This is a genomic window from Streptomyces sp. NPDC059009, from assembly GCF_042740175.1.
In the GTDB taxonomy this organism is placed as follows: domain Bacteria; phylum Actinomycetota; class Actinomycetes; order Streptomycetales; family Streptomycetaceae; genus Streptomyces.
Genome location: NZ_JBHYJB010000044.1, coordinates 1 through 19,505 on the forward strand (window position 1 = coordinate 1; position 19,505 = coordinate 19,505).

General features: G+C 72.4%; 14 protein-coding genes and 1 pseudogene. 7 read left to right on the forward strand and 8 right to left on the reverse strand.

Features of this window, described 5'->3' with window-relative positions; all coding sequences use genetic code 11:
• The 3 genes and pseudogenes from ACFWYM_RS34970 to kdpF all read right to left on the reverse strand — a co-directional run.
• Nucleotides 1–356: pseudogene (locus tag ACFWYM_RS34970) on the reverse strand (potassium-transporting ATPase subunit B); the annotation flags it as partial.
• The gene (gene kdpA / locus ACFWYM_RS34975; protein WP_384846496.1) at nt 353–2,017 is read right to left on the reverse strand and encodes a potassium-transporting ATPase subunit KdpA; all 1,665 of its coding nucleotides are present in this window, start codon (nt 2,015–2,017) and stop codon (nt 353–355) included. The pseudogene ACFWYM_RS34970 and the gene kdpA, both read right to left, overlap by 4 nt.
• Before the next feature lie 8 nt (nt 2,018–2,025).
• Nucleotides 2,026–2,115 (reverse strand): K(+)-transporting ATPase subunit F, encoded by a 90-nt coding sequence (gene kdpF / locus ACFWYM_RS34980; RefSeq protein ID WP_033264828.1) that lies wholly within the window; start codon nt 2,113–2,115, stop codon nt 2,026–2,028.
• A 326-nt stretch (nt 2,116–2,441) separates the two neighbouring features.
• Here kdpF and ACFWYM_RS34985 point away from each other — a divergent pair, with 326 nt between their 5' ends.
• On the forward strand, nt 2,442–2,981 hold the full coding sequence (locus tag ACFWYM_RS34985) for a hypothetical protein (protein ID WP_384846498.1): 540 nt from the start codon (nt 2,442–2,444) through the stop codon (nt 2,979–2,981).
• A 222-nt stretch (nt 2,982–3,203) separates the two neighbouring features.
• Nucleotides 3,204–5,213 carry an APC family permease gene (locus tag ACFWYM_RS34990; protein WP_384846656.1) on the forward strand — a complete coding sequence of 670 codons (2,010 nt, stop codon included), beginning with the start codon at nt 3,204–3,206 and terminating at the stop codon, nt 5,211–5,213.
• Nucleotides 5,214–5,270: 57 nt separating this feature from the next.
• Here the strand turns inward: ACFWYM_RS34990 and ACFWYM_RS34995 are convergent, their stop codons facing one another.
• Both ACFWYM_RS34995 and ACFWYM_RS35000 read right to left on the reverse strand, forming a co-directional pair.
• Entirely contained in the window at nt 5,271–7,190 is a 1,920-nt protein-coding gene (locus tag ACFWYM_RS34995) for an NAD-binding protein (RefSeq protein WP_384846500.1), read from the reverse strand.
• A 13-nt stretch (nt 7,191–7,203) separates the two neighbouring features.
• Nucleotides 7,204–9,777: an ATP-binding protein gene (locus ACFWYM_RS35000; protein WP_384846502.1), complete on the reverse strand. Its 2,574-nt coding sequence runs from the start codon at nt 9,775–9,777 to the stop codon at nt 7,204–7,206.
• Between the two features lie 248 nt (nt 9,778–10,025).
• Between ACFWYM_RS35000 and ACFWYM_RS35005 the strand changes: the two genes are divergently transcribed.
• A complete protein-coding gene (locus tag ACFWYM_RS35005; RefSeq protein ID WP_384846503.1) occupies nt 10,026–11,624 on the forward strand; it encodes a Na+/H+ antiporter in 1,599 nt (532 codons plus the stop codon).
• A gap of 72 nt (nt 11,625–11,696) precedes the next feature.
• On the opposite strand, the gene ACFWYM_RS35010 is transcribed toward ACFWYM_RS35005, so the two are convergent.
• Complete coding sequence (locus tag ACFWYM_RS35010; protein WP_384846505.1) at nt 11,697–13,091, reverse strand: hypothetical protein; 1,395 nt, start codon at nt 13,089–13,091, stop codon at nt 11,697–11,699.
• Between the two features lie 535 nt (nt 13,092–13,626).
• Between ACFWYM_RS35010 and kdpB the strand changes: the two genes are divergently transcribed.
• The 4 genes from kdpB (at nt 13,627) to ACFWYM_RS35030 (ending at nt 17,951) form a co-directional block, all read left to right on the forward strand.
• Nucleotides 13,627–15,786 carry a potassium-transporting ATPase subunit KdpB gene (gene kdpB / locus ACFWYM_RS35015; RefSeq protein ID WP_384846507.1) on the forward strand — a complete coding sequence of 720 codons (2,160 nt, stop codon included), beginning with the start codon at nt 13,627–13,629 and terminating at the stop codon, nt 15,784–15,786.
• Nucleotides 15,787–16,154: 368 nt separating this feature from the next.
• Entirely contained in the window at nt 16,155–16,964 is an 810-nt protein-coding gene (locus tag ACFWYM_RS35020) for an SDR family NAD(P)-dependent oxidoreductase (protein WP_384846509.1), read from the forward strand.
• A gap of 14 nt (nt 16,965–16,978) precedes the next feature.
• Nucleotides 16,979–17,053, forward strand: a complete 75-nt coding sequence (locus tag ACFWYM_RS35025; protein WP_384846658.1) for a 50S ribosomal protein bL37 — start codon at nt 16,979–16,981, stop codon at nt 17,051–17,053.
• 97 nt (nt 17,054–17,150) lie between these two features.
• Nucleotides 17,151–17,951 carry a GNAT family N-acetyltransferase gene (locus tag ACFWYM_RS35030; protein ID WP_384846511.1) on the forward strand — a complete coding sequence of 267 codons (801 nt, stop codon included), beginning with the start codon at nt 17,151–17,153 and terminating at the stop codon, nt 17,949–17,951.
• Here ACFWYM_RS35030 and ACFWYM_RS35035 read toward each other — a convergent pair.
• Nucleotides 17,920–18,630 carry an alpha-ketoglutarate-dependent dioxygenase AlkB family protein gene (locus ACFWYM_RS35035; protein WP_384846513.1) on the reverse strand — a complete coding sequence of 237 codons (711 nt, stop codon included), beginning with the start codon at nt 18,628–18,630 and terminating at the stop codon, nt 17,920–17,922. The genes ACFWYM_RS35030 and ACFWYM_RS35035 overlap by 32 nt on opposite strands.
• Nucleotides 18,627–19,481, reverse strand: a complete 855-nt coding sequence (locus ACFWYM_RS35040; RefSeq protein ID WP_384846515.1) for a dienelactone hydrolase family protein — start codon at nt 19,479–19,481, stop codon at nt 18,627–18,629. The genes ACFWYM_RS35035 and ACFWYM_RS35040 overlap by 4 nt, the downstream gene beginning before the upstream one ends.
• Between the last annotated feature and the right edge of the window lie 24 nt (nt 19,482–19,505).

Here is a 19,505-nt window from a genome sequence, read left to right on the forward strand (position 1 = left end):
CCGCGCCCCTCGGCCACGGCCTCCGCCAGGTTGGCGAAGATCGTCGTCAGCCAGAGCCAGGCCGCGATCGCCCAGCCGAACCAGTCCCCCGGGTCCTTGACCGCGAGGACGGTCGTGACGACCGAGCCGATCAACACCACGAACATGACGGGGGACTTGACCATCACCCGCGGGTGGAGCTTCTTGATCGCGTCCGGCAGCGACTTCACCAGCTGGGCGGGGTCGAACAGACCCCCGCCGACCTTGCCGTCGTCCGGCTTGTGCCCGGTGGGCACATCGCTGTGCGGCGCGCGCGTGGGAGTGGTGGTGGACATGGAGCCGGGCTCCTTGTCTTCCTTCTTGATGTCGGTGCTCATGACGCGAGCCCTTCAGCGAGCGGACCCAGCGCGAGCGCGGGGAAGTAGGTGAGACCGGTGATGATCATGATCGTGCCGACCAGCAGACCGGTGAACAGCGGCTTTTCCGTCCGCAGCGTGCCCGCCGTCTCCGGGATCGGCTTCTGCTCCGCCAGCGAGCCGGCCAGTGCAAGCACGAACACCATGGGCAGGAACCGGCCAAGGAGCATCGCGAGGCCGATCGTGCTGTTGAACCACTGGGTGTCGGCGTTGAGTCCGGCGAAGGCCGAACCGTTGTTGTTGGCGCCGGACGTGTAGGCGTACAGGATCTCGGAGAAGCCGTGCGCGCCGGAGTTCGTCATGGAGTTGCCCGGGGTGGGCAGCGCCATCGCCGCGGCGGTGAAGCACAGGACGAGGGCGGGCGTGATGAGGATGTAGCAGGCGGCGAGCTTGATCTGCCGCGTGCCGATCTTCTTGCCCAGGTACTCCGGGGTGCGCCCCACCATCAGGCCCGCGATGAACACCGCGATGATGGCCATGATCAGCATGCCGTAGAGACCGGAGCCGACGCCGCCGGGCGCGATCTCACCCAGCTGCATGCCCAGCATCGTGATGCCGCCGCCGAACCCGGTGAACGAGGAGTGGAAGGAGTCCACCGCGCCCGTCGACGTGAGCGTCGTGGAGACCGCGAAGATCGACGAGCCGCCGATCCCGAACCGCGTCTCCTTGCCCTCGAACGCCCCGCCCGCGGCGTCGAACGCCGGGCCGTGATGGGCGAATTCGGTCCACATCATCAGGCCGACGAAGACCACCCAGATCGTGGCCATCGTGGCGAGGATCGCGTAACCCTGCTTGACCGAGCCGACCATCTTGCCGAAGGTCCGGGTCAGCGCGAACGGGATCACCAGGATGAGGAAGATCTCGAAGAGGTTGGAGAAGGCGTTCGGGTTCTCGAAGGGGTGGGCGGAGTTGGCGTTGAAGTAACCGCCGCCGTTGGTGCCCAGCTCCTTGATGGCCTCCTGCGAGGCCACCGCGCCGCCGTTCCACTGCTGGCTGCCGCCCATGAACTGGCCGACACCATGAATGCCGGAGAAGTTCTGGATCGCGCCACAGGCAACGAGGACGATCGCGCCGATGACCGCGATCGGGATCAGGATGCGGACGGTGCCGCGCACCAAGTCCGCCCAGAAGTTCCCCAGTTCACCGGTGCGCGAGCGCGCGAAGCCCCGCACCAGAGCGACCGCCACGGCGATCCCCACCGCCGCCGAGACGAAGTTCTGCACCGCGAGGCCGCCGGTCTGCACCACATGCCCCATGGCCTGCTCGCCGTAGTACGACTGCCAGTTGGTGTTCGCCACGAACGACGCGGCCGTATTGAACGCCTGATCCGGATCGATCGCCTTGAACCCCAGCGACCCGGGCAGCGAGCCCTGCAGACGCTGCAGCAGATACAGGAACAGCACACTCACCGCGGAGAAGGCGAGCACCCCGCGCAGATAAGCGGGCCAGCGCATCTCGGCCGACGGATTGGCGCCGATCGCCTTGTAGATCCACTTCTCCACCCGCAGATGCTTCTCGGAGGAGTAGACCCGGGCCATGTAGTCGCCCAGCGGACGGTAGACGAGCGCCAGCGCGACCATCAGTGCGAGGAGCTGGAGCACACCGGCAAGAACGGGACTCATATCAGGGCTCAGAACCTCTCCGGGAACACAAGGGCGAGGACCAGATAACCCAGCAGGGCGACGGCCACGACGAGGCCGACGATGTTTTCGGCGGTCACAGCTTGGTCACCCCCTTGGCGACGAGAGCCACCAGCGCGAACACCGCGATCGTGGTGACGACGAAGGCCACATCGGCCATCGCGAGCTCCTGAAAGAACGGGGACGGAATCTGACCTGACGAGGAAACCGCCTCCCTGGCCGAATACGACCGCCGTTGACGCCTCCCATACGGCCCGCCATCGGCCCTTGACGCATCCCATACGCGTCTCTCGGTCAGGCCCGTCCCACACCCCGCATCAAGGGCGGGTCCAGGTCCCGTCAGGACGGCATCAGCAGTGCGTAAAGGTGCGTGGCACAGCCACCCGGCGCTTCTACTGTCAGCCGCATGGACACCCGCAGGGAATCCCGCGACAGCGACGCCCGGGGGCCGGAAGTGTGCGACCGGTACTGGGCCCGGGAACGGCGCGGCGCCTTCGGCTACGCCGCGCTCCTCTTCGTCCTGCTGCTGGCCATCGACGCGGCGGCGGACCTGATGACGGCGGCGCGCGCCGGCCTGTGGGCCGGCCTCTCGGTGCTGCTCCTCCTGGTGCTGCTGCCGGCCCGGGTGAGCGCGGGCGAGGGCTGGCTGGCCTCCCGCAAGCTGCTGCGTGAGCGGTACGTCAGAACCGACGAGCTGGTGTCGGTGCGCTGCCTGGACGGGGTGGCGCAGCGCCTGGTGCTGCGGGACACCACCGGTGGCCGGGTCGAGCTGGACCCCCAGGTCCTGGTGTCCAACCCGGACCTGTGGCGTCGCCTCGACGACGACGCCCACACCGCCGCCGAGCGCGGCACCCTGGCCTGTGGGGCGACGGCCCTGCGACAGCTCGCGGACCGGGTGGACCGGGAGACGGCCATGACGGTGTTCAAGGTGTCCGGTCTGGAGTAGCCCCGGGGCCCCAGCCACCCAGCTCCCCCAGCCACCCAGCTCCCCCGGACATCCAGGCCCCCGGGCCCCCAGGCCCCGAACACCGCACCGATTTGCGTCACTTGCGAAGTTCCACGCGAACCCTAACGCCTCCTTAACGCCGCCCTGCCGGGCGCGGCCCCCTACGCTCGCGCCGTGTTCTCCGTGACCGGCCTGCTCAAGCGCCTGGTGATCGGCCGTGCCATGCGCAGCGAGGAGCTGGGCGAGACCCTGCTGCCCAAGCGCCTCGCCCTGCCGATCTTCGCCTCCGACCCGCTGTCGTCCGTGGCGTACGCCACCCAGGAGATCCTCCTGGTCCTCACCCTCGGCGGGATCGCCTGTCTGCACTTCGCACCGGGGATCGCGGCGTGTGTCGTGCTGCTGATGACGATCGTGGTGCTCTCCTACCGCCAGGTCGTGCACGCCTACCCGAGGGGCGGCGGCTCGTACGAGGTGGTGTCGACGAACCTCGGGCCTTCGGCGGGGCTCGTGGTGGCCGCCTCGCTGCTCGTCGACTACGTCATGACGGTGGCCGTCTCGGTCGCCTCCGGAGTCGACAACATCATCTCGGCGCTGCCTCAACTCGCCGCGTTCCGGGTCCTGTTGGCTCTCGGCTTCGTGGCCGTCCTGACGGCGATGAACCTGCGGGGCGTACGGGAGTCGGGGCGGGCCTTCGCCGCGCCCACGTATCTCTTCGTCGGCGGCGTCCTCATCATGATCGCCACCGGCCTCGTCCGCTCCCTCGTCGGGGACGCTCCCGTCGCGGAGAGCGCCACGTACGGCATCACTCCGGAGGCCGGCGACGCGCATCTCACCGGGCTCGCCCTGCTGATGCTGGTGCTGCGCGCCTTCTCGCAGGGCTGTACCGCGCTCACCGGCGTCGAGGCGATCTCCAACGGGGTGCCGGCCTTCCGCAAGCCGAAGTCGAAGAACGCGGCCGCGACGCTGGTCGCGATGGGCATCCTCGCCGTCACCATGTTCGTCGGCGTGACCGTGCTCGCGCTCATCGCCGAGGTGCACATCACCGAGGACTCGTGCCGACTCACCGGCATCGACGGGAAGTGCGACGCGTACACGCAGAAGACAGTGATCGCGCAGCTCGCGTCCGCGGTCTTCGGGGGTGACCACAGCATCGGCTTCTTCTTCATCCAGGCCGCCACCGCGCTGGTCCTGATCCTCGCCGCGAACACGGCGTTCAACGGCTTCCCGCTGCTCGCCTCGATCCTCGCGCAGCACCGCTATCTGCCCCGGCAGCTGCACAACCGGGGCGACCGGCTCGCGTTCTCCAACGGCATCCTGGCCCTGGCGATCGTGGCGGGCCTGCTCCTGTGGTCGTACCAGGCCAACGTCACCAGCCTCATCCACCTCTACATCCTGGGCGTCTTCACCTCGTTCACGCTCTCCCAGCTGGGCATGGTGCGGCACTGGAACCGCGCGCTGCGCGCCGAGCGCGACGCCGGTGCGCGGCGCCGCCTGCACACGTCCCGCTCCATCAACGGCCTCGGCGCCCTCGTCACGGGTCTCGTCCTGGTCATCGTCCTGGCCACCAAGTTCACCCAGGGCGCCTGGCTCGCGGTCCTCGCCGCCCTGGTCCTGTGGCTGATGATGCGGGGCATCCGGCGTCACTACGACACGACCGCCACAGAGCTCGCCGTCGACGACCCGCGCAGCGAACTCGCTCCGCCCTCCCGGGTGCTGGGCATCGTCCTGGTCTCCACGCTGCACAAGCCGACGATGCGGGCCCTGGCCTACGCGCGGGCCCTTCGCCCGGACCGCCTGGAGGCCCTGACGGTGTCGGTGGACCGCGAGGAGGCGACCGAGCTGCGGCGGCGCTGGGAGGAGTACGGGATCGAGGTGCCGCTGACCGTCGTCGACTCCCCGTACCGGGAGGTGACCCGGCCCGTCGTCGACCATGTGCGGTCGGTGCGCCGGGAGAGCCCCCGGGACGTCGTCGCGGTCTTCATCCCCGAGTACGTGGTGGGCCGCTGGTGGGAGAACCTGCTGCACAACCAGTCGGCGCTGTGGCTCAAGAGCCGGCTCCTGTTCACGCCGGGCGTGATGGTCACCAGCGTGCCGTGGCAGCTGACGTCGTCGGCCCGCGCCGACCGTCCGGCCGCCCGCGCCCCCGGTGCGGTGCGCAGGGGCGAGCCGGCCCCTCCCTCCGTACGGCGGCAGGAACGCTCTGTGGGCGGGGCGGGCGGCCGCAGGAGCTGACCTGCACATCCGGGGTCAGGGCCTCCACGCCTCCACCCGGCTAGGGCCACCACCCGGTCAGGGCCGCCGCTGCGGAGGGTGCGGCTGCACGCCCGTCATCAGCACGTCCAGGCCCCGCCGCGTCGTGGCGAGCACCACCCGGTCGCCCGCCCGCAGCACCCGCCCGTGCACGGGCCGCCAGTCGAAGCCCTGCGCCCCGTCGACGCGTAACCCGGCGAGGGTGTCCATCGGGACGAGCCCGGCGTCTGCGGCACCCACCGCGAGGACCCGCCACTCGTGCTCCCGGAACGCCCCGTGCACGGAGCGCCCTTCGAGTTCGGGGTGGCCGGCCACGTCCACGACGGTGAACAGCAGCGAGCCCCGCTCCACCGGCATCACGCCCAGCACGTGGCGGCCCATCATCGCGGCGGCGAACGACGGGGCGGCGAGGGCGGAGACGGACCGGCTGCGGGTGAGGGCGTCCGGGTAGGAGGCGCGCAGGGTGCGCTGCACGGTGGCGGCGAAGTCGTCGTCGTACAGCCGCATCACCGCGCGCACCGCCGGGTTGGCCTCGCGGGCGGCCATCACGATGTCGAGGTTCTCGCCGTCGTCGCGGGTGAGGACGAGCAGGGACTTGCTGTGCCGGACGCGGGCCCGGTCGAGGACACCCGGGTGTGCGGCGTCCTCCAGGATGAGCGGGACGCCCCGTTCGCGGGCGAGGGCGACGCCGCGGGCGTGCGGGTCGCGCTCGACGGCGACGACCTTGTGATCGGTGGTGCACAGGCGGGCCAGGACGCGGGTGCCGATCTTGCCGAGGCCGACGAGGACGATGTGGTCGTCCAGGGAGTCGTCGGGCGGGTGGTTCACCGCCGCGGTGCGGAACACCTCGGTGGCGTTGACGGCGGCGGCCACCACGAGGGGCAGCACGGCGAGGCCCACGAAGCCCGCGATGAGCTGGAGCCAGCGGCGGACCGCGCCGTCGCCGGTGGCCGGGTCACCCATGGTGAAGATGTCGAGGAGCGGCAGATAGACGTTCTTCCACCAGGGGGCCTCGTGGGCGAACTGCCAGGTGCACAGGGCGAGTACGACGACGATCGCCGCCAGGGCCCCGAAGATGGCGAGGACTTCGCGGGAGAGGAACACCTTCCAGGGGAGGTGGGCGAGGCGGGCGCGCAGCCAGGAGCCGCGCAGCTCACGGCGGGGATGCACCTCGTCGCTCTCGGTCTTGTGGTGGGTGACCTCTTCGAGCATGAGGCGGCCGTGGGTGAACTGGCGCCGGTCGGCGGTGCGGGTGTCGGGCAGCAGCTGGGTGCCGTCCTCACCGGGCGTCTCGGGGCTGTCGTCGCCGGCCGGGTCGTCCTCGTGGGCGCCGGACAGGACGGCGAGCGTGGCGAGGTCCGTGGAGTGCGGCGAGGCTCCGGCCGCCCGGACGACGCCCCGGAACACCTTGCCCTCGACCTGGAGGGTGTGGCCGTGCCCGAGGGCGGCGGCCGCGACGAGTTCGGGCACGGCGGTGTCGGCGTCGGACAGCACGGTGGTGGACATGTCGAGGTGCGCGGGGTCGGTGCCCGCGGTGACGGCGGCCGCCCGGTCCAGGAGCCGCTCCAGGTGCCGGCCGCGCTCCCGGTTGAACATCCGCACCACGAGCCGTATCGAGGGGTTGAGCCCGCGGGCGAGCAGCGCCGCCGTCATGTTGACCTGGTCGTCGCGGTAGGTGAGCGCGAGGGCCGCGGCCCGCTCCACTCCCCCGGCGCGCAGGGTCTGCTCGTCGGGGCGCGCGGCGACGAGGAGTTCGACCGGTGAGCGCGGGTCGCGGTGCAGCGCGGCGATGTCCGCGCCGTGTGCGTCCCGCCGCGAGGGCAGCACCACCGTGACGGCCTCCCCGCACACGGCGTCCAGCTCCATCGCGAGCCGGTGCGCGAGCCCGTCGTCGCCGCAGATCACCATGTGCTCGGAGCGCGCCCCGACCGGCGTACGCAGATGGAGAGTCGACGTCACGCGGCGCTCCCGGTCACTGCGTGCCGCCGAGGGCCGCGCCGGGCAGGGGCAGGGGCAGTAGGTCTGCGGTGCCCGCGAACGGCAGGGACAGGACCATCGTGAGGCCGCCGCCCGGGGTGTCCTCCGGGCGGAGCGTGCCGTCCATGGCCTCGGTCAGGCCGCGGGAGAGGGCCAGGCCCAGGCCGAGCCCGGTGGTGTTGTCGGTGTCGCCGAGGCGCTGGAAGGGTTCGAAGACCCGGTCGCGGTCGGTCGGCGGCAGGCCGGGGCCGCGGTCGACGACACGGACCTCGACGCGGCCCGCGAGGGCGCTCGCGAAGACCTGGACCTTGGTCTGCGGCGGGGCGTGCCGGGCGGCGTTGCCGACGAGGTTGGCGATGACCCGCTCCAGGAGCGGTGGATCGGCGAGGACGGCCGGGATCTCTTCGAGGTCGCCGACCTCGACGGCCACGCCGGGGGCGTCGGTGGGCAGGGTGTCGAGGGCGGGTCCGAGGACCTCCTCCAGGGCGGTGGCGCGCAGCTTGAGGGTGAGGGCGCCCGCCTGGAGGCGGCTCATGTCGAGGAGGTTCTCGACGAGCCGGTTGAGCCGGGCCAGGGACTCGTCCGCGGTGGCGAGGAGTTCGTCGCGGTCCTGCGGCGAGAAATCGACGTCGCTGCCGCGCAGCGAGCTGACGGCCGCCCAGCTCGCGGCGAGCGGGGTGCGCAGATCGTGCCCGACGGCGCGAAGCAGCGCGGTGCGCATCCGGTCGGCGGCCTTGACGGGCTCGACCTCGGCGGCGGCGTCCGCGAGCCTGGCCCGCTCCACGGCGGCGCCCACGTGCGCGGCGAACGCGGCGAGGACCCGCCGCTCGGACGAGTGCAACTGCGCGCCGTGCAGCACCAGATGGGAGCCGGGGCCCGCGGGCACGCTCACCACGTCGCCGTCCCCGTCGGGCGGGCGCTCCACCAGCTCCACGTCCTGCGCCCCGAACGTCTCCCGCGTCCGCTCCAGCAGTACGGGGATGGTCTGGCCGCCGCGCACGATGCTGCCCGCGAGCGACGACATGGTCTCGGCCTCGGCGGTGGCCCGCGCCGAGCGCCGGGACAGCCGCAGGGAGCGGTCGACGACGGCCGCGACGATCGCGGCGACCACCGCGAACACCCCTACGGCGAGCACGTTGTTGGGGTCGTTGAGGGAGAAGTGTCCGATCGGCGGGATGAACCAGTAGTTCAGGAGCAGCGACGCCGTGACCGAGGCGATCACGGCGGACAGGACGCCGCCGATGCAGGCCACGCCCACCACGGTCAGGAGGAACAGCAGGGCGTCGCTGGTCAGGCTGAGGGTGGAGCGGGCCGTGGCGAGCAGCAGGGTGAGCAGGATGGGCAGGACGAGGCCCGCGATGGGTCCCGCGATCAGCCGGACCGTGGGCAGCGTGCGCCGCCGGGACGGCAACAGGCGCCCGCCGCCCGCCCGTTCGTGGGTGACCATGTGGACGTCGATGCCGTCGGAGAGCGCCACGGTGGTCTCGCCGATGCCGCTGCCGGTGAGGAACCGTTCGATGCGGCCGCGGCGGCTGGTGCCGAGGACCAGCTGGGTGGCGTTCTCGGCGCGGGCGAACTCGACGAGGGCGGTGGGCACATGGTCGCCGACCACCGAGTGGTAGCTGCCGCCGAGGTCCTCGGCGAGCCGCCGCTGCCGGGCGAGCGACGCGTGCGAGGTGCCGGCCGCGAGGCCGTCGCTGCGGGCGACATGCACCGCGAGGAGGTCGCCGCCCGCGGACCGGTCCGCGATGCGGGCGGCCCGCCGGATCAGGGTGTCGCCCTCGGGCCCGCCGGTGAGCCCGACGACGACGCGCTCGCGGGTCTCCCACACGCCCCCTATGCCGTGTTCCGATCGGTACGCCTGCAGCGCCTCGTCGACGCGGTCGGCCAGCCACAGCAGGGCGAGCTGGCGCAGGGCGGTGAGGTTGCCGGTGCGGAAGTAGTTGGCGAGCGCCGCGTCGATCTTCTCGGGCTTGTAGATGTTGCCGTGCGCCATGCGGCGGCGCAGCGCCTGCGGGGGCATGTCGACGAGCTCGATCTGCTGGGCGCGGCGCACCACTTCGTCGGGGACGGTCTCGCGCTGCGGCACCCTGGTGATCTTCTCGACGACGTCGTTGAGGGACTCCAGGTGCTGCACGTTGACGGCGGTGACGACGTCGATCCCGGCGGCGAGGAGCGCCTCGACGTCCTGCCAGCGCTTGGCGTTGCGGCCGCCGCCGGGCACGTTCGTGTGCGCGAGCTCGTCGACGAGGACGACCTTCGGCCGCCGCGCGAGCACGGCCTCGACGTCCAGTTCGTTGAACTCCCCGCCCCGGTACGAGCATGGGGCGCGCGGCAGCACTTCGAGACCCGCGAGCTTGGCCTCGGTCAGGGGCCGCCCGTGGCACTCGGCGAACCCCACCACGACGTCGATCCCGCGGGCGGCCCTGCGCCTGCCCTCGGCGAGCATCCGGTAGGTCTTGCCGACGCCCGGCGCGGCCCCGAGGTAGACCTTCAGCTCTCCGGGCCTCGGCACTCCGACCTTCGACAGCTCTCCGGACCTCGGCTCTCCGGGCCGTGCGTCACTCATCCGGCGCTCAACTCCTCGTCTGTGCACGCCCCTTCGCATGCTGGGCCGAGCCTCGCGCGCGGGGGTGGCGACGATGCGCACCCTTGACGCGTCCCTGGCGCCGGTGACGAGCACCTTGACGGCATCCTGACGAACACCCGACCTAGCGATAGGGTGCGAGCGGTGTGCCGGGAAGTCTGGTCGGCGTGACGGGGGCCTCATGTCGAGGCGGAGCCCGCACTCGTTCCGGGGGATCTTAAGGAATCGGCATGCGCAGCGTGGGTACGGTCCTGACTCTTGTCGTGCTCGCCACGATGGTGGCGACCTTCGCGCGCCACTGGCGCATCCCCGCACCGTCCCTCCTCGTGGTCGCGGGTCTCGCGGCGGCCCTGCTGCCGGGCACCCCCGAGATCGAGATCAGCCCGGACGTCATCGGCCTCGTGGTGCTGCCGCCGCTCCTGTACGCGAGCGCCGAGGAGCTGTCCTGGCGCGAACTGCGGGCCGTCTGGAAGCCCGTCGGCGTGCTCGCGGTGGGCCTGGTGCTCGCCTCGGCGGCCGCCGTGGGCACCGTGGCCACGCTCCTCACCCCGCTGTCCTGGCCGATGGCCCTGGTGCTCGGCGCTGTCCTGGCCAGCACGGACCCGGTCGCGGTCACCGCGCTCAGCCGCCGTCTCGCGCTGCCGCCCAAGGTGCAGGTCCTGGTGCAGGCCGAGAGCCTCTTCAACGACGCCACCTCGCTGGTGCTGTTCCGGGTGGCGGTGACCACGGCCGTCGCCGCGACGGCGGCCGACTGGCAGTCCGCGGGCGGGGAGTTCCTGCTGCTCGCCGGGGGCGGCACCCTCATCGGGGCAGTGGTGGCGACCGTGGTGACGGTGATACGGCGGCACACCCAGGACCCGGTCCTTGAGACCGTGACGGCGCTCGTCACCCCGTACGCGGCCTACGTCCTCGCGGAGTCCGCGCACACCTCGGGCGTCACGTCCGTGGTGGTCGCGGGGGTGGTGCTCGGCGGCCGTGGCGACCGGCTCACCAACGCGCCCATCCGGCTCCAACTGCACGCGGTGTACGGCACGGTGGTGTTCCTGCTCGAATCCGTCGTCTTCGGCCTCATCGGGCTCGCCCTGCCCGCGCAGGTGCGCGCCCTGACCGGCGCCGAGCGGGCCTGGCCGCTGTACGCGCTCGCCGTCGCCGGGACGCTGATCGCGGTGCGGCTGCTGTGGCTGGCCCCGCTGTCGGCGCTGGTGCAGCGCAAGGGCGGCACCGGCCCGGTGTCGTGGCGGGTGCCGGTGGTGCTGACCTGGGCGGGCACGCGGGGTGTGGTGCCGCTGGCCGCCGCGCTGTCCATCCCGGTGGTGGCCGACGACGGCTCGACGCTCACGGAGCGGCCGCTGGTCCTCGTCCTGACCACGTCGGTCGTGGTCGCGACGCTGGTGATCCAGGGGTTCACGCTGGCGCCGGTGGTGCGCCGCTCGGGGATCGCCCTGGAGCCGGACCACACCGAGCGTGAGGAGGCCGCGGCCCGCTGCGGACTGGCGCGCGCGGGCCTGGCCCGGCTGGAGGAGATGTCGGACCTGGAGGCCGCGCCGGAGGTCGTCCTCGACCGGCTGCGCCGCGGCCTGCAGGCCCGCCTGGAGCACGCCCAGGACCGCCTCGGCGCGGGCGACTCCAACGGCAGCGGCCATGGCAACGGCGCCGGGTCCGCCGGCGAGTCCGCGGACCTCGTCTACCGCCAGCTGCGGCGCGACGTGATAGCCGTCGAGACGAAGGCGCTCCAGGGCCTCTACGACGACCACCACATCAGCGACACCACCCGGCGCAAGCTGCAGCGCTCCCTCGACCTGGAGGACGCGCGCCTCACGGACGCATAGGGCAACGGGAGCCGGGGCGTCCCACCACTCCGGGGAACTCCACTTCCCGGGGCGCCCCGACTCCCGTACGCCTCAGCCGAATTCACCCAGCCGCGGCCGCAGCCCCACCACGGTGAGCACCCCGGCCGCGAGCAGCGCCCCCACGATCCAGGGCAGTTGCGCCGACACCCCGTCCCGGCCGTCGCGCACCGCGTCGTCGAAGGCGTCACGGTTCACCTTGGTGACCGTGGCCAGGGCGTCCATCCACTGCCCGAAGTGGTCGTTGGAGGTGCCCTCGCGCCAGCCCATGCAGAACTCGGCGGCCCTGCGCTCCTCCCCGCCCGTCGCCAGGTCGCGGATCTTTCGGTCGTCGCGCTGGTAGACGGCGTACTTCTCCACGGTGTCCTCGGCGGCGGCGCGCTCGCCGTCGAAGGTGATGTTGTCGAGCTCGCGCCGGAACTCGCCGCTGAAGCGCAGGTCGCCCTGGTCGTCGACGTAGGCGTCCCAGGTGCGGTCGAGCTGGTCGTCGTAGGTGGCCATCGTGGCGCCCGTAATCCCGTACAGCTTCTGGGACTTGGCGAAAAAGGCTTCGGTGTACTGCGCGCGGCGCTCCGCGTCGAGCAGGTAGCGGCTCTCGTCGGCGTTGGCGTCGTAGGCGATGGCGCGGGCCCGGGAGAGGGCGACGACGGAGTCGAAGGCGTCGCGCCGGGCGACCTCGAGGTGCGCGGAGGACGCGGACAGGAGCTGTGCGCCGAGGATCACGGCGGTGAGGGCGCAGACGGTGGCGGCCAGGACGCCGGGGTTGAGGATCCGGCGGAAGCGGCGGGCCAGGTACCACTGCAGGACACCGAGCACGAGCAGCAGCACGACGCCGAGCGCGAGGAGCGCGGCCAGCTGTGCGCCGAGGTTCGAACGGGCCTCCTCGTAGCGGGCGTTGAAGCTGGCGTCGGTGGTGTCGACGAGCTTGCGGGCCTCGGGCAGGAGCCGCTTCTGGAGGAGGTCGGTGGCGCTTCGGTAGTCGTGGAGCGCGGCCTTCTTGCCGCCGGGGCGGCCGGTGTTCTCCAGGGCGCGCCCGGCCAGCTCCTGGTACTCGGCGAAGTCCTCGGTGAGCCGCTCGACGGTCCGCTCGGCGCCCGGGTCCCCCTGGGCCGCGACGGCGAGGGTGCGCAGCTCGCGGCTGACGCCGTGGCGCGCGGAGCCGTAGAGGTCGACGGCCTTCCGGTAGGGCACGTCGAGGCGGCCGCGGCCCGCGTCCCCGTTGGCCAGCAGGATGTTGGCGACCTGGGCGTCCATGTCGTTGAGGTCGAGGTTGAGGGTGGCCGCGCTGGTGGTGCGCGGGGCGTCGCGGTCGGCGATGTCGTCCCAGGTGCCGCGCGCTGCGAGGCCCGCGAGCAGGACCAGCAGGACGAGGGCCAGGGTCAGCGCCAGGGCAGCGGCACGCAGCAGCCGTAACCGCGCGGGCACCGTCGCCCGGAAGCGGGTGCGCACGGCGGCGAGCAGACCGGCGCCGGGCGGGCGGCGACGGGGAACGCCCGTCCGCGGCCCCCCTCGTGGCCGCGGACCGGGACGTTCCCCGTGCTCGGCGACCGTTTCGTGCTGTGCCTGTGCGTGTGCCCCGGCCCCCGCTTCAGAGCCACGCTCGGTACCGGCGGTGAGAGTCACTCGCCCTCCAACGTCACGTACACGGACGGTCGCCCGCCCCCCGTTGATCACGAGTCTGCGACGGGTTTTGGCCACGGCCTCGCTCGTTGACGCGTCCCTGACGCCCAGCACCCGCCCCTTGACGGCGGCTTGACGCACCCACCCGACACCCCGTCAGAGACCCGCAAATACGGGGCCTGACCGGCTCGTTCGGGCCGGGCGGAGGCGTATGTTCCCGGTGGCCGCGCGGTCGGTGCACCCGTCATCCCATCGCCGCATCGGCCAAGCGCCGCCTTGTCTGTGCCGGGGCCCCGGCACAGACAAGGCCCGGCCGCCATCCCGCCCCCATCCGCGCCCGACACCTCAAAGGTCCCGAGTCCCCATGCTTCCCGCCGCCCCCCAGCAGGCTCCCCCGCGCGTTCCCGGCCGCGAACCACGGCCCGCACCACCGAGGGGAGGAGGCAAGCGCCGCGCACCGGGCGGGCTGTTCGACCCGAAGCAGCTGGTGCGCTCCGTCCCCGAGGCGCTGCGCAAGCTCCACCCGCGCGCGCTCGTGCGCAACCCGGTCCTGTTCGTGGTCGGTGTCGGCGCCGCACTCACCACGCTCTCCGCTCTGCTGCACCCCGCCGTGTTCACCTGGGTCATCAGCGGCTGGCTCTGGCTCACCGTGGTGTTCGCGAACCTCGCGGAGGCCGTCGCCGAGGGCCGCGGCCGGGCGCAGGCCGAGTCGCTGCGCCGGGCCCGCACCGACACCGTGGCGCTGCGCCTGCGCGACAACTGGCGGGTCGGCACGAACCTCCGGGACGCGGAGACGGAGGCGGTGGCCGCCACCTCCCTCAAGCCCTTCGACTTCGTCATCGTCGAGGCGGGGGAGCTGATCCCCGCCGACGGAGAAGTGGTCGACGGCATCGCGGCGGTCGACGAGTCAGCGGTCACCGGCGAGTCGGCGCCCGTCATCCGCGAGTCCGGCGGCGACCGCTCGGGCGTCACCGGCGGTACGACGGTTCTGTCCGACCGCCTCGTCATCCGGGTCACCTCGCGCCCCGGACACTCGTTCCTGGACCGGATGATCGCCCTCGTCGAGGGGGCGGCGCGGCAGAAGACGCCCAACGAGATAGCCCTGAACATCCTGCTGGCTGCGCTCACGATCATCTTCATCCTGGTCGTGGTGTCGCTCCAGCCGATGGCCGGCCACGCGGGCGCCGCCCAGTCGACCACGGTCCTCGTCGCCCTCCTGGTGACCCTGATCCCGACGACGATCGGCGCGCTGCTCTCGGCCATCGGCATCGCGGGCATGGACCGGCTCGTGCAGCGCAACGTTCTCGCCATGTCCGGGCGGGCAGTTGAAGCCGCGGGCGACGTGAACACGCTGCTGCTCGACAAGACCGGCACCATCACCCTCGGCAACCGCGAGGCCGCCGCCTTCGTGCCGCTGCCCGGCATCGAGGCGCTGCACCTCGCCGACGCCGCCCAGCTGTCCTCGCTCGCCGACGAGACGCCCGAGGGCCGCTCCGTCGTGGTCCTCGCCAAGAACCAGTACGGCCTGCGCGAGCCCGCCGAGGGCGAGCTGGCACTCTCGCGCTACGTGGAGTTCAGCGCCCGCACCCGGATGAGCGGCGTCGACCTGCGCTGGGACAACGGCGCGGTGTGCTCGATCCGCAAGGGCGCGGCCGCCGAGGTCGTCGACTGGGTGCGGATGTACGGGGGTCGGGTCCCGGACGAGGCACGGGAGCTGGCCGAGGCGGTGTCGTCGTCGGGCGGCACGCCTCTCCTGGTGGCGGTGCACGACTGGGACGGGCCGCGTGTGCTCGGCCTCATCCACCTCAAGGACGTCGTGAAGGACGGCATCCGGGAGCGCTTCGCCGAACTGCGCCGCATGGGCATCCGCACCGTGATGATCACCGGCGACAATCCGCTCACGGCCCGCGCCATCGCCCAAGAGGCGGGCGTGGACGACTACTTGGCGGAAGCGACCCCGGAGGACAAGCTCGCCCTCATCAAGAAGGAGCAGGAGGGCGGCAAGCTCGTCGCCATGACCGGTGACGGCACCAACGACGCCCCCGCGCTGGCCCAGGCGGATGTGGGTGTGGCCATGAACACCGGTACCTCGGCCGCCAAGGAGGCCGGGAACATGGTGGACCTGGACTCCAACCCCACCAAGCTCATCGACATCGTCGAGATCGGCAAGCAACTCCTCATCACCCGGGGCGCGTTGACGACCTTCTCCATCACGAACGACGTCGCCAAGTACTTCGCGATCATCCCCGCCATGTTCACGAGCGCCTACCCGGGCCTCGAATCGCTCAACATCATGGGCCTGGAGAGCCCCACGTCCGCGATCACCTCGGCGATCATCTTCAACGCCCTCATCATCATCGCGCTGATCCCGCTGGCCCTGCGCGGCGTCCGCTACACGCCCTCGTCCGCGCACGACCTGCTCCGCCGCAACCTGCTGCGGTACGGACTCGGCGGTCTGGTGCTGCCGTTCGTGGGCATCAAGCTGATCGACCTGGTGGTCTCGACGCTGCCGGGGCTCGGGTAGACGGACGGGCGAGGCGGGCAAGCGGGCAGGTCGGCACACCGTAGAGTCCGCGCAGCGGGGGGCGTCAGGGGGGCGTCAGAGACGGGCAGTTGGCCTTGTGGCGGGGGTGCGGCGGCTGTTGTATGGAGCCGTGAACAGCGCATGGCTCCTCATCGACCGGCCCCCGCATACGTGGGCGCCCCGTCGTGTGCCTCGCTGCCCGGAAGAGATCCGGACGTCGGCCTTCCGCTGACGCCGCCGCACCTTCCGTAGCCCCCGGGGCGCCGCGATCCAGATCCGGCGCCCCTTTTCGTATCCACGCTCATATCCGCACGTCCGCACCGCCCCGCCCGCGGGGCCGTCGCCGTGCCCACACCACCGGATGGACCATGTCTGACTCCGACCTCTCCACTCGTACCGTCCTCGTGACCGGCGCCACCTCCGGCATCGGCCTCGAAACGGCGCGGCAGCTCGCCGAGCGCGGTGCCACCGTGCTGCTGCACGGCCGCATCACCGAGGAGGCACAGGCCGCCGCGGACAACCTCATCGCGACGTCCGGCGTCCCGGCCGGGCGCCTGCGCACCTTCGCCGCCGACTTCTCCCGTCTGGAGGAGGTCGAAACGATGGCCCAGCGCGTCGCCGCCGAACACCCGCACCTGGACGTGCTGGTGAACAACGCGGGCATCGCCGCGCCCGAGCGCCACACCATCACCGCCGACGGCAACGAGATCGCCTTCCAGGTCAACTTCCTCGCCCACTACCTGCTGACGGGCGCCCTGGAGTCCGCCCTCACGAGTGAGCCGGGCGGCCGCGTCGTCAACGTCTCCTCGTCCCTGCACCGCACGGCGAACATCTCCTGGGCCGACCCCAACCGCGCCCGCCGCTACTCGCGCCTCGCCGCGTACGCGCAGTCGCAGCTCGCCCTCACCGTCTTCGCGGCGGACCCGCGGGTGACGGCCGTCTCGGTGCACCCGGGCGTGTGCCGGACCGCGCTGCTCCCGCTGTACGCGCACGAGGGCGTCTCCCCGTCCGAGGGCGCGGCCCACGTCGTCCGCCTCTGCGACCCGGCGGTCGAGATCGTCAACGGCGCCTACTACGACCGCGCCGAGCGCGTCGACCCGGCGCCCTCCGCCACCGAGGACCGCACCGTCAAGCGCCTCAACAAGCTCGCCGACCTGCTGGTCGGCCACACCTCTTGAAGGGCTTCTCCGTTATGTCAAAGCGAGCACGCAAGAAGCGGGACCGTCGTAAGAAGAAGGCCAACCACGGCTCGAAGGCGTCCAACTGACCGCCAGGCAGGGGCGCTCCGTGCGCCCCTGCCGCCCTCTTGTGCGCACCACCCGCCTCTCGCGCGCACCCGCCCCTCTCACGGATCGGCGAAGCCCATGCAGGAACTGTCCCTTCGTCACCTCCCCGCGCTCGCACACTGGTTCACCCCGGAGCCGGTGAGCGCGCCGGGCCCTGCCGCCGTCGGCGAGCACGTGCTCACGACCGGCGTCGGCCGCTGGTGGGCGGACCAGGCCGAGCAGCCCGGCGCCGTAGCGGTGTCCTGCGCGGACCATGTGCTGCTGCGCGGCGACCCCCGGGCGCTCACCCCGGCGGACCTGTCGCCCCTCGGGGACAGCCACATCCACGCGCCGGCCCGCTTCCTGCCCCTCCTCGGCGCGGCCTTCGAGCAACTCGTCCCGTGCGAGCGGATGGTGTGGACGCGGCAGGAGCCCGCCCAGCGCCACCCGGTGCCGCGCGGGGTGACCGTCCGCCACCTCGAACCCGCCGACACGGAGGCCCTGGTGGACCTCGGCTCCGACGCGTCCTGGATCACGGCCAGTTGGGGCGGCCCGCTCGGCCTCGCCGCCTCCGGCCACGGCTGGGCGGCCACCCGCAGGGACGGCAGCATCCTGGCGCTGGCCTGCACCTACTTCCGGGGCGCTGGGCACGAGGACGTCGCCGTGTTCACGGCGCCCGAACACCGCCGCCACCGCCTCGCGCTCGCCTGCGTGAACGCCCTCACCGAGGACATCGCCCGGCGTGGCCACGTCGCGTCCTGGGACTGCTCCACCCTCAACCGGCCCAGCCGGCTGCTCGCCTGGCACGCCGGCTTCCGCCTGGTGCGGGAGTACGTCCGCTACGCGGCGGGCGGCCCGCGCGCCGCGCTCACGAGTCGAGACCACTCACTCGCAACGTGATGTTGAGACGGCCGGACAGGCCGAGCCCCGGCGGCGCGGTCCCCGCGTGGACGCGCGGCACCCCGTGGAAGGCGAAGCGGGCGGCGCCCCCGAAGACGAAGAGGTCGCCGCTGTGCAGCTCGACGTCCGTGTACGGCTTGGTGCGCGTCTCGCTGTTGCCGAACCGGAAGACGCAGGTGTCCCCCAGGCTCAGCGAGACCACGGGCGCGCCGGACTTCTCGTCCCGGTCCTGGTGCATGCCCATGCGGGCGTCGGCGCCGTAGTAGTTGATCAGCGCGATGTCGTACGGGTCCCTGTCCTGCGGGTCCCAGTCCTGCGGAGCCCTGCCCCGCGGGTCCCCGCCTGGTGAATCCCCGTCCCGCGCCGCCCCGTAGGCATCGGCCACCGCCCGCCGCCCGAGCTCCACGAGCCGCTCGGGCATCGGCTTCACCGGGGCGCCGTCACCGTCGACGGCGGTGCGGGCGTACCCGTACGGGAACCAGTGCCAGCCGAGTCCGAACTGCCGGGCCGTCATCGTGCCGCCCCCGGGCACCCGCACCTCGCGGATCCCGGCGGGCGGCCTGGCCCACTCACGGCAGGCCGCCACGAGCTCCCGCTGCGCGTCGAGGTCCAGCCACTCCGGGAGGTGCACGGCGCCGGGAGCGATCTCCCGGCGCTCGCGGGGAAACAGTCCGCTCATGCCTCCATGGTCCCCGAGGCCGACTCGGCTCCCCCGTCCAGGAGCCGGGTACGGAAGAGATCGAGCACCTCGTCGAGCGCCGCCCGCGTGGGCTGGCCCGGCTCGTCGATCAGGTGTTCCGTGAGCACCGAGTGCGGCGGCAGCACCCCCTCGGGGTTGGCGTCGGCGGCATCGAGCTCCACGGCCCGGAACCCGTCGCCGAGCTCGCGGCGCAGCATGGCGAAGCGGTCGCCGGGCACGAACTTGTCCCCGCGGAACCGCAGGCCGAGCACCGTGAGACCGTCGCGCTCGCAGCGCTCCCGGACCACGGCGAGGTCCGCCGCGGACGTGTCGACGGCGCACGCGCGGCGGCGCCCGATCGGCAGCGGGAGCGACGGCTGCGAGAGGACCGGGGCGAGCAGCCGGTCGTCGGCGGCCATCGCGAGGGCGAAGCCGCCGGTGAAACACATGCCGACGGCGCCCACCCCGGGCCCGCCGCAGCGCTCGTGCTCGTGCGCGGCCAGCGCCCGCAGCCACGTCACGACGGGGGAGCTGCGCCCGGTGGCGAGCTTCGTGAACTCACGGCTCACACACACCTGGAGGAGGGTCGACGCGCCGTAGAGCCCGGTCTGCAGCTTGCCGTGCGCGCGGGGGTCCGGATCCCGTCCCGGCTTGCCGAACAGGACGGGCAGCACGGCGGTGCAGCCGATCGCGGCGACCCGGTCGGCGAACTCCAGGACCTTCGGCGTGATGCCGGGGATCTCCGCCATCACGATGACGGCGGGCCCGGTGCCGCGCCGCAGCACCCTCCGCCTGGTGCCGCCGTGTGTGAACGTCGTCCGCTCGTACCCGCTCAGATCGTGATCGGCCACGCCGTCACCGCCACCTTTCGGACC

Bases quoted from the DNA above. Each gene is read 5' to 3' on its own strand.
- ACFWYM_RS34990 (WP_384846656.1), top strand. From the start codon at position 3,204: ATGCGCAGCGAGGAGCTGGGCGAGACCCTGCTGCCCAAGCGCCTCGCC.
- kdpA (WP_384846496.1), bottom strand. From the start codon at position 2,017: ATGAGTCCCGTTCTTGCCGGTGTGCTCCAGCTCCTCGCACTGATGGTC.
- ACFWYM_RS34985 (WP_384846498.1), top strand. From the start codon at position 2,442: ATGGACACCCGCAGGGAATCCCGCGACAGCGACGCCCGGGGGCCGGAA.
- ACFWYM_RS35005 (WP_384846503.1), top strand. From the start codon at position 10,026: ATGCGCAGCGTGGGTACGGTCCTGACTCTTGTCGTGCTCGCCACGATG.
- ACFWYM_RS35000 (WP_384846502.1), bottom strand. From the start codon at position 9,777: ATGAGTGACGCACGGCCCGGAGAGCCGAGGTCCGGAGAGCTGTCGAAG.
- ACFWYM_RS35035 (WP_384846513.1), bottom strand. From the start codon at position 18,630: ATGAGCGGACTGTTTCCCCGCGAGCGCCGGGAGATCGCTCCCGGCGCC.
- ACFWYM_RS35020 (WP_384846509.1), top strand. From the start codon at position 16,155: ATGTCTGACTCCGACCTCTCCACTCGTACCGTCCTCGTGACCGGCGCC.
- kdpB (WP_384846507.1), top strand. From the start codon at position 13,627: ATGCTTCCCGCCGCCCCCCAGCAGGCTCCCCCGCGCGTTCCCGGCCGC.
- ACFWYM_RS35030 (WP_384846511.1), top strand. From the start codon at position 17,151: ATGCAGGAACTGTCCCTTCGTCACCTCCCCGCGCTCGCACACTGGTTC.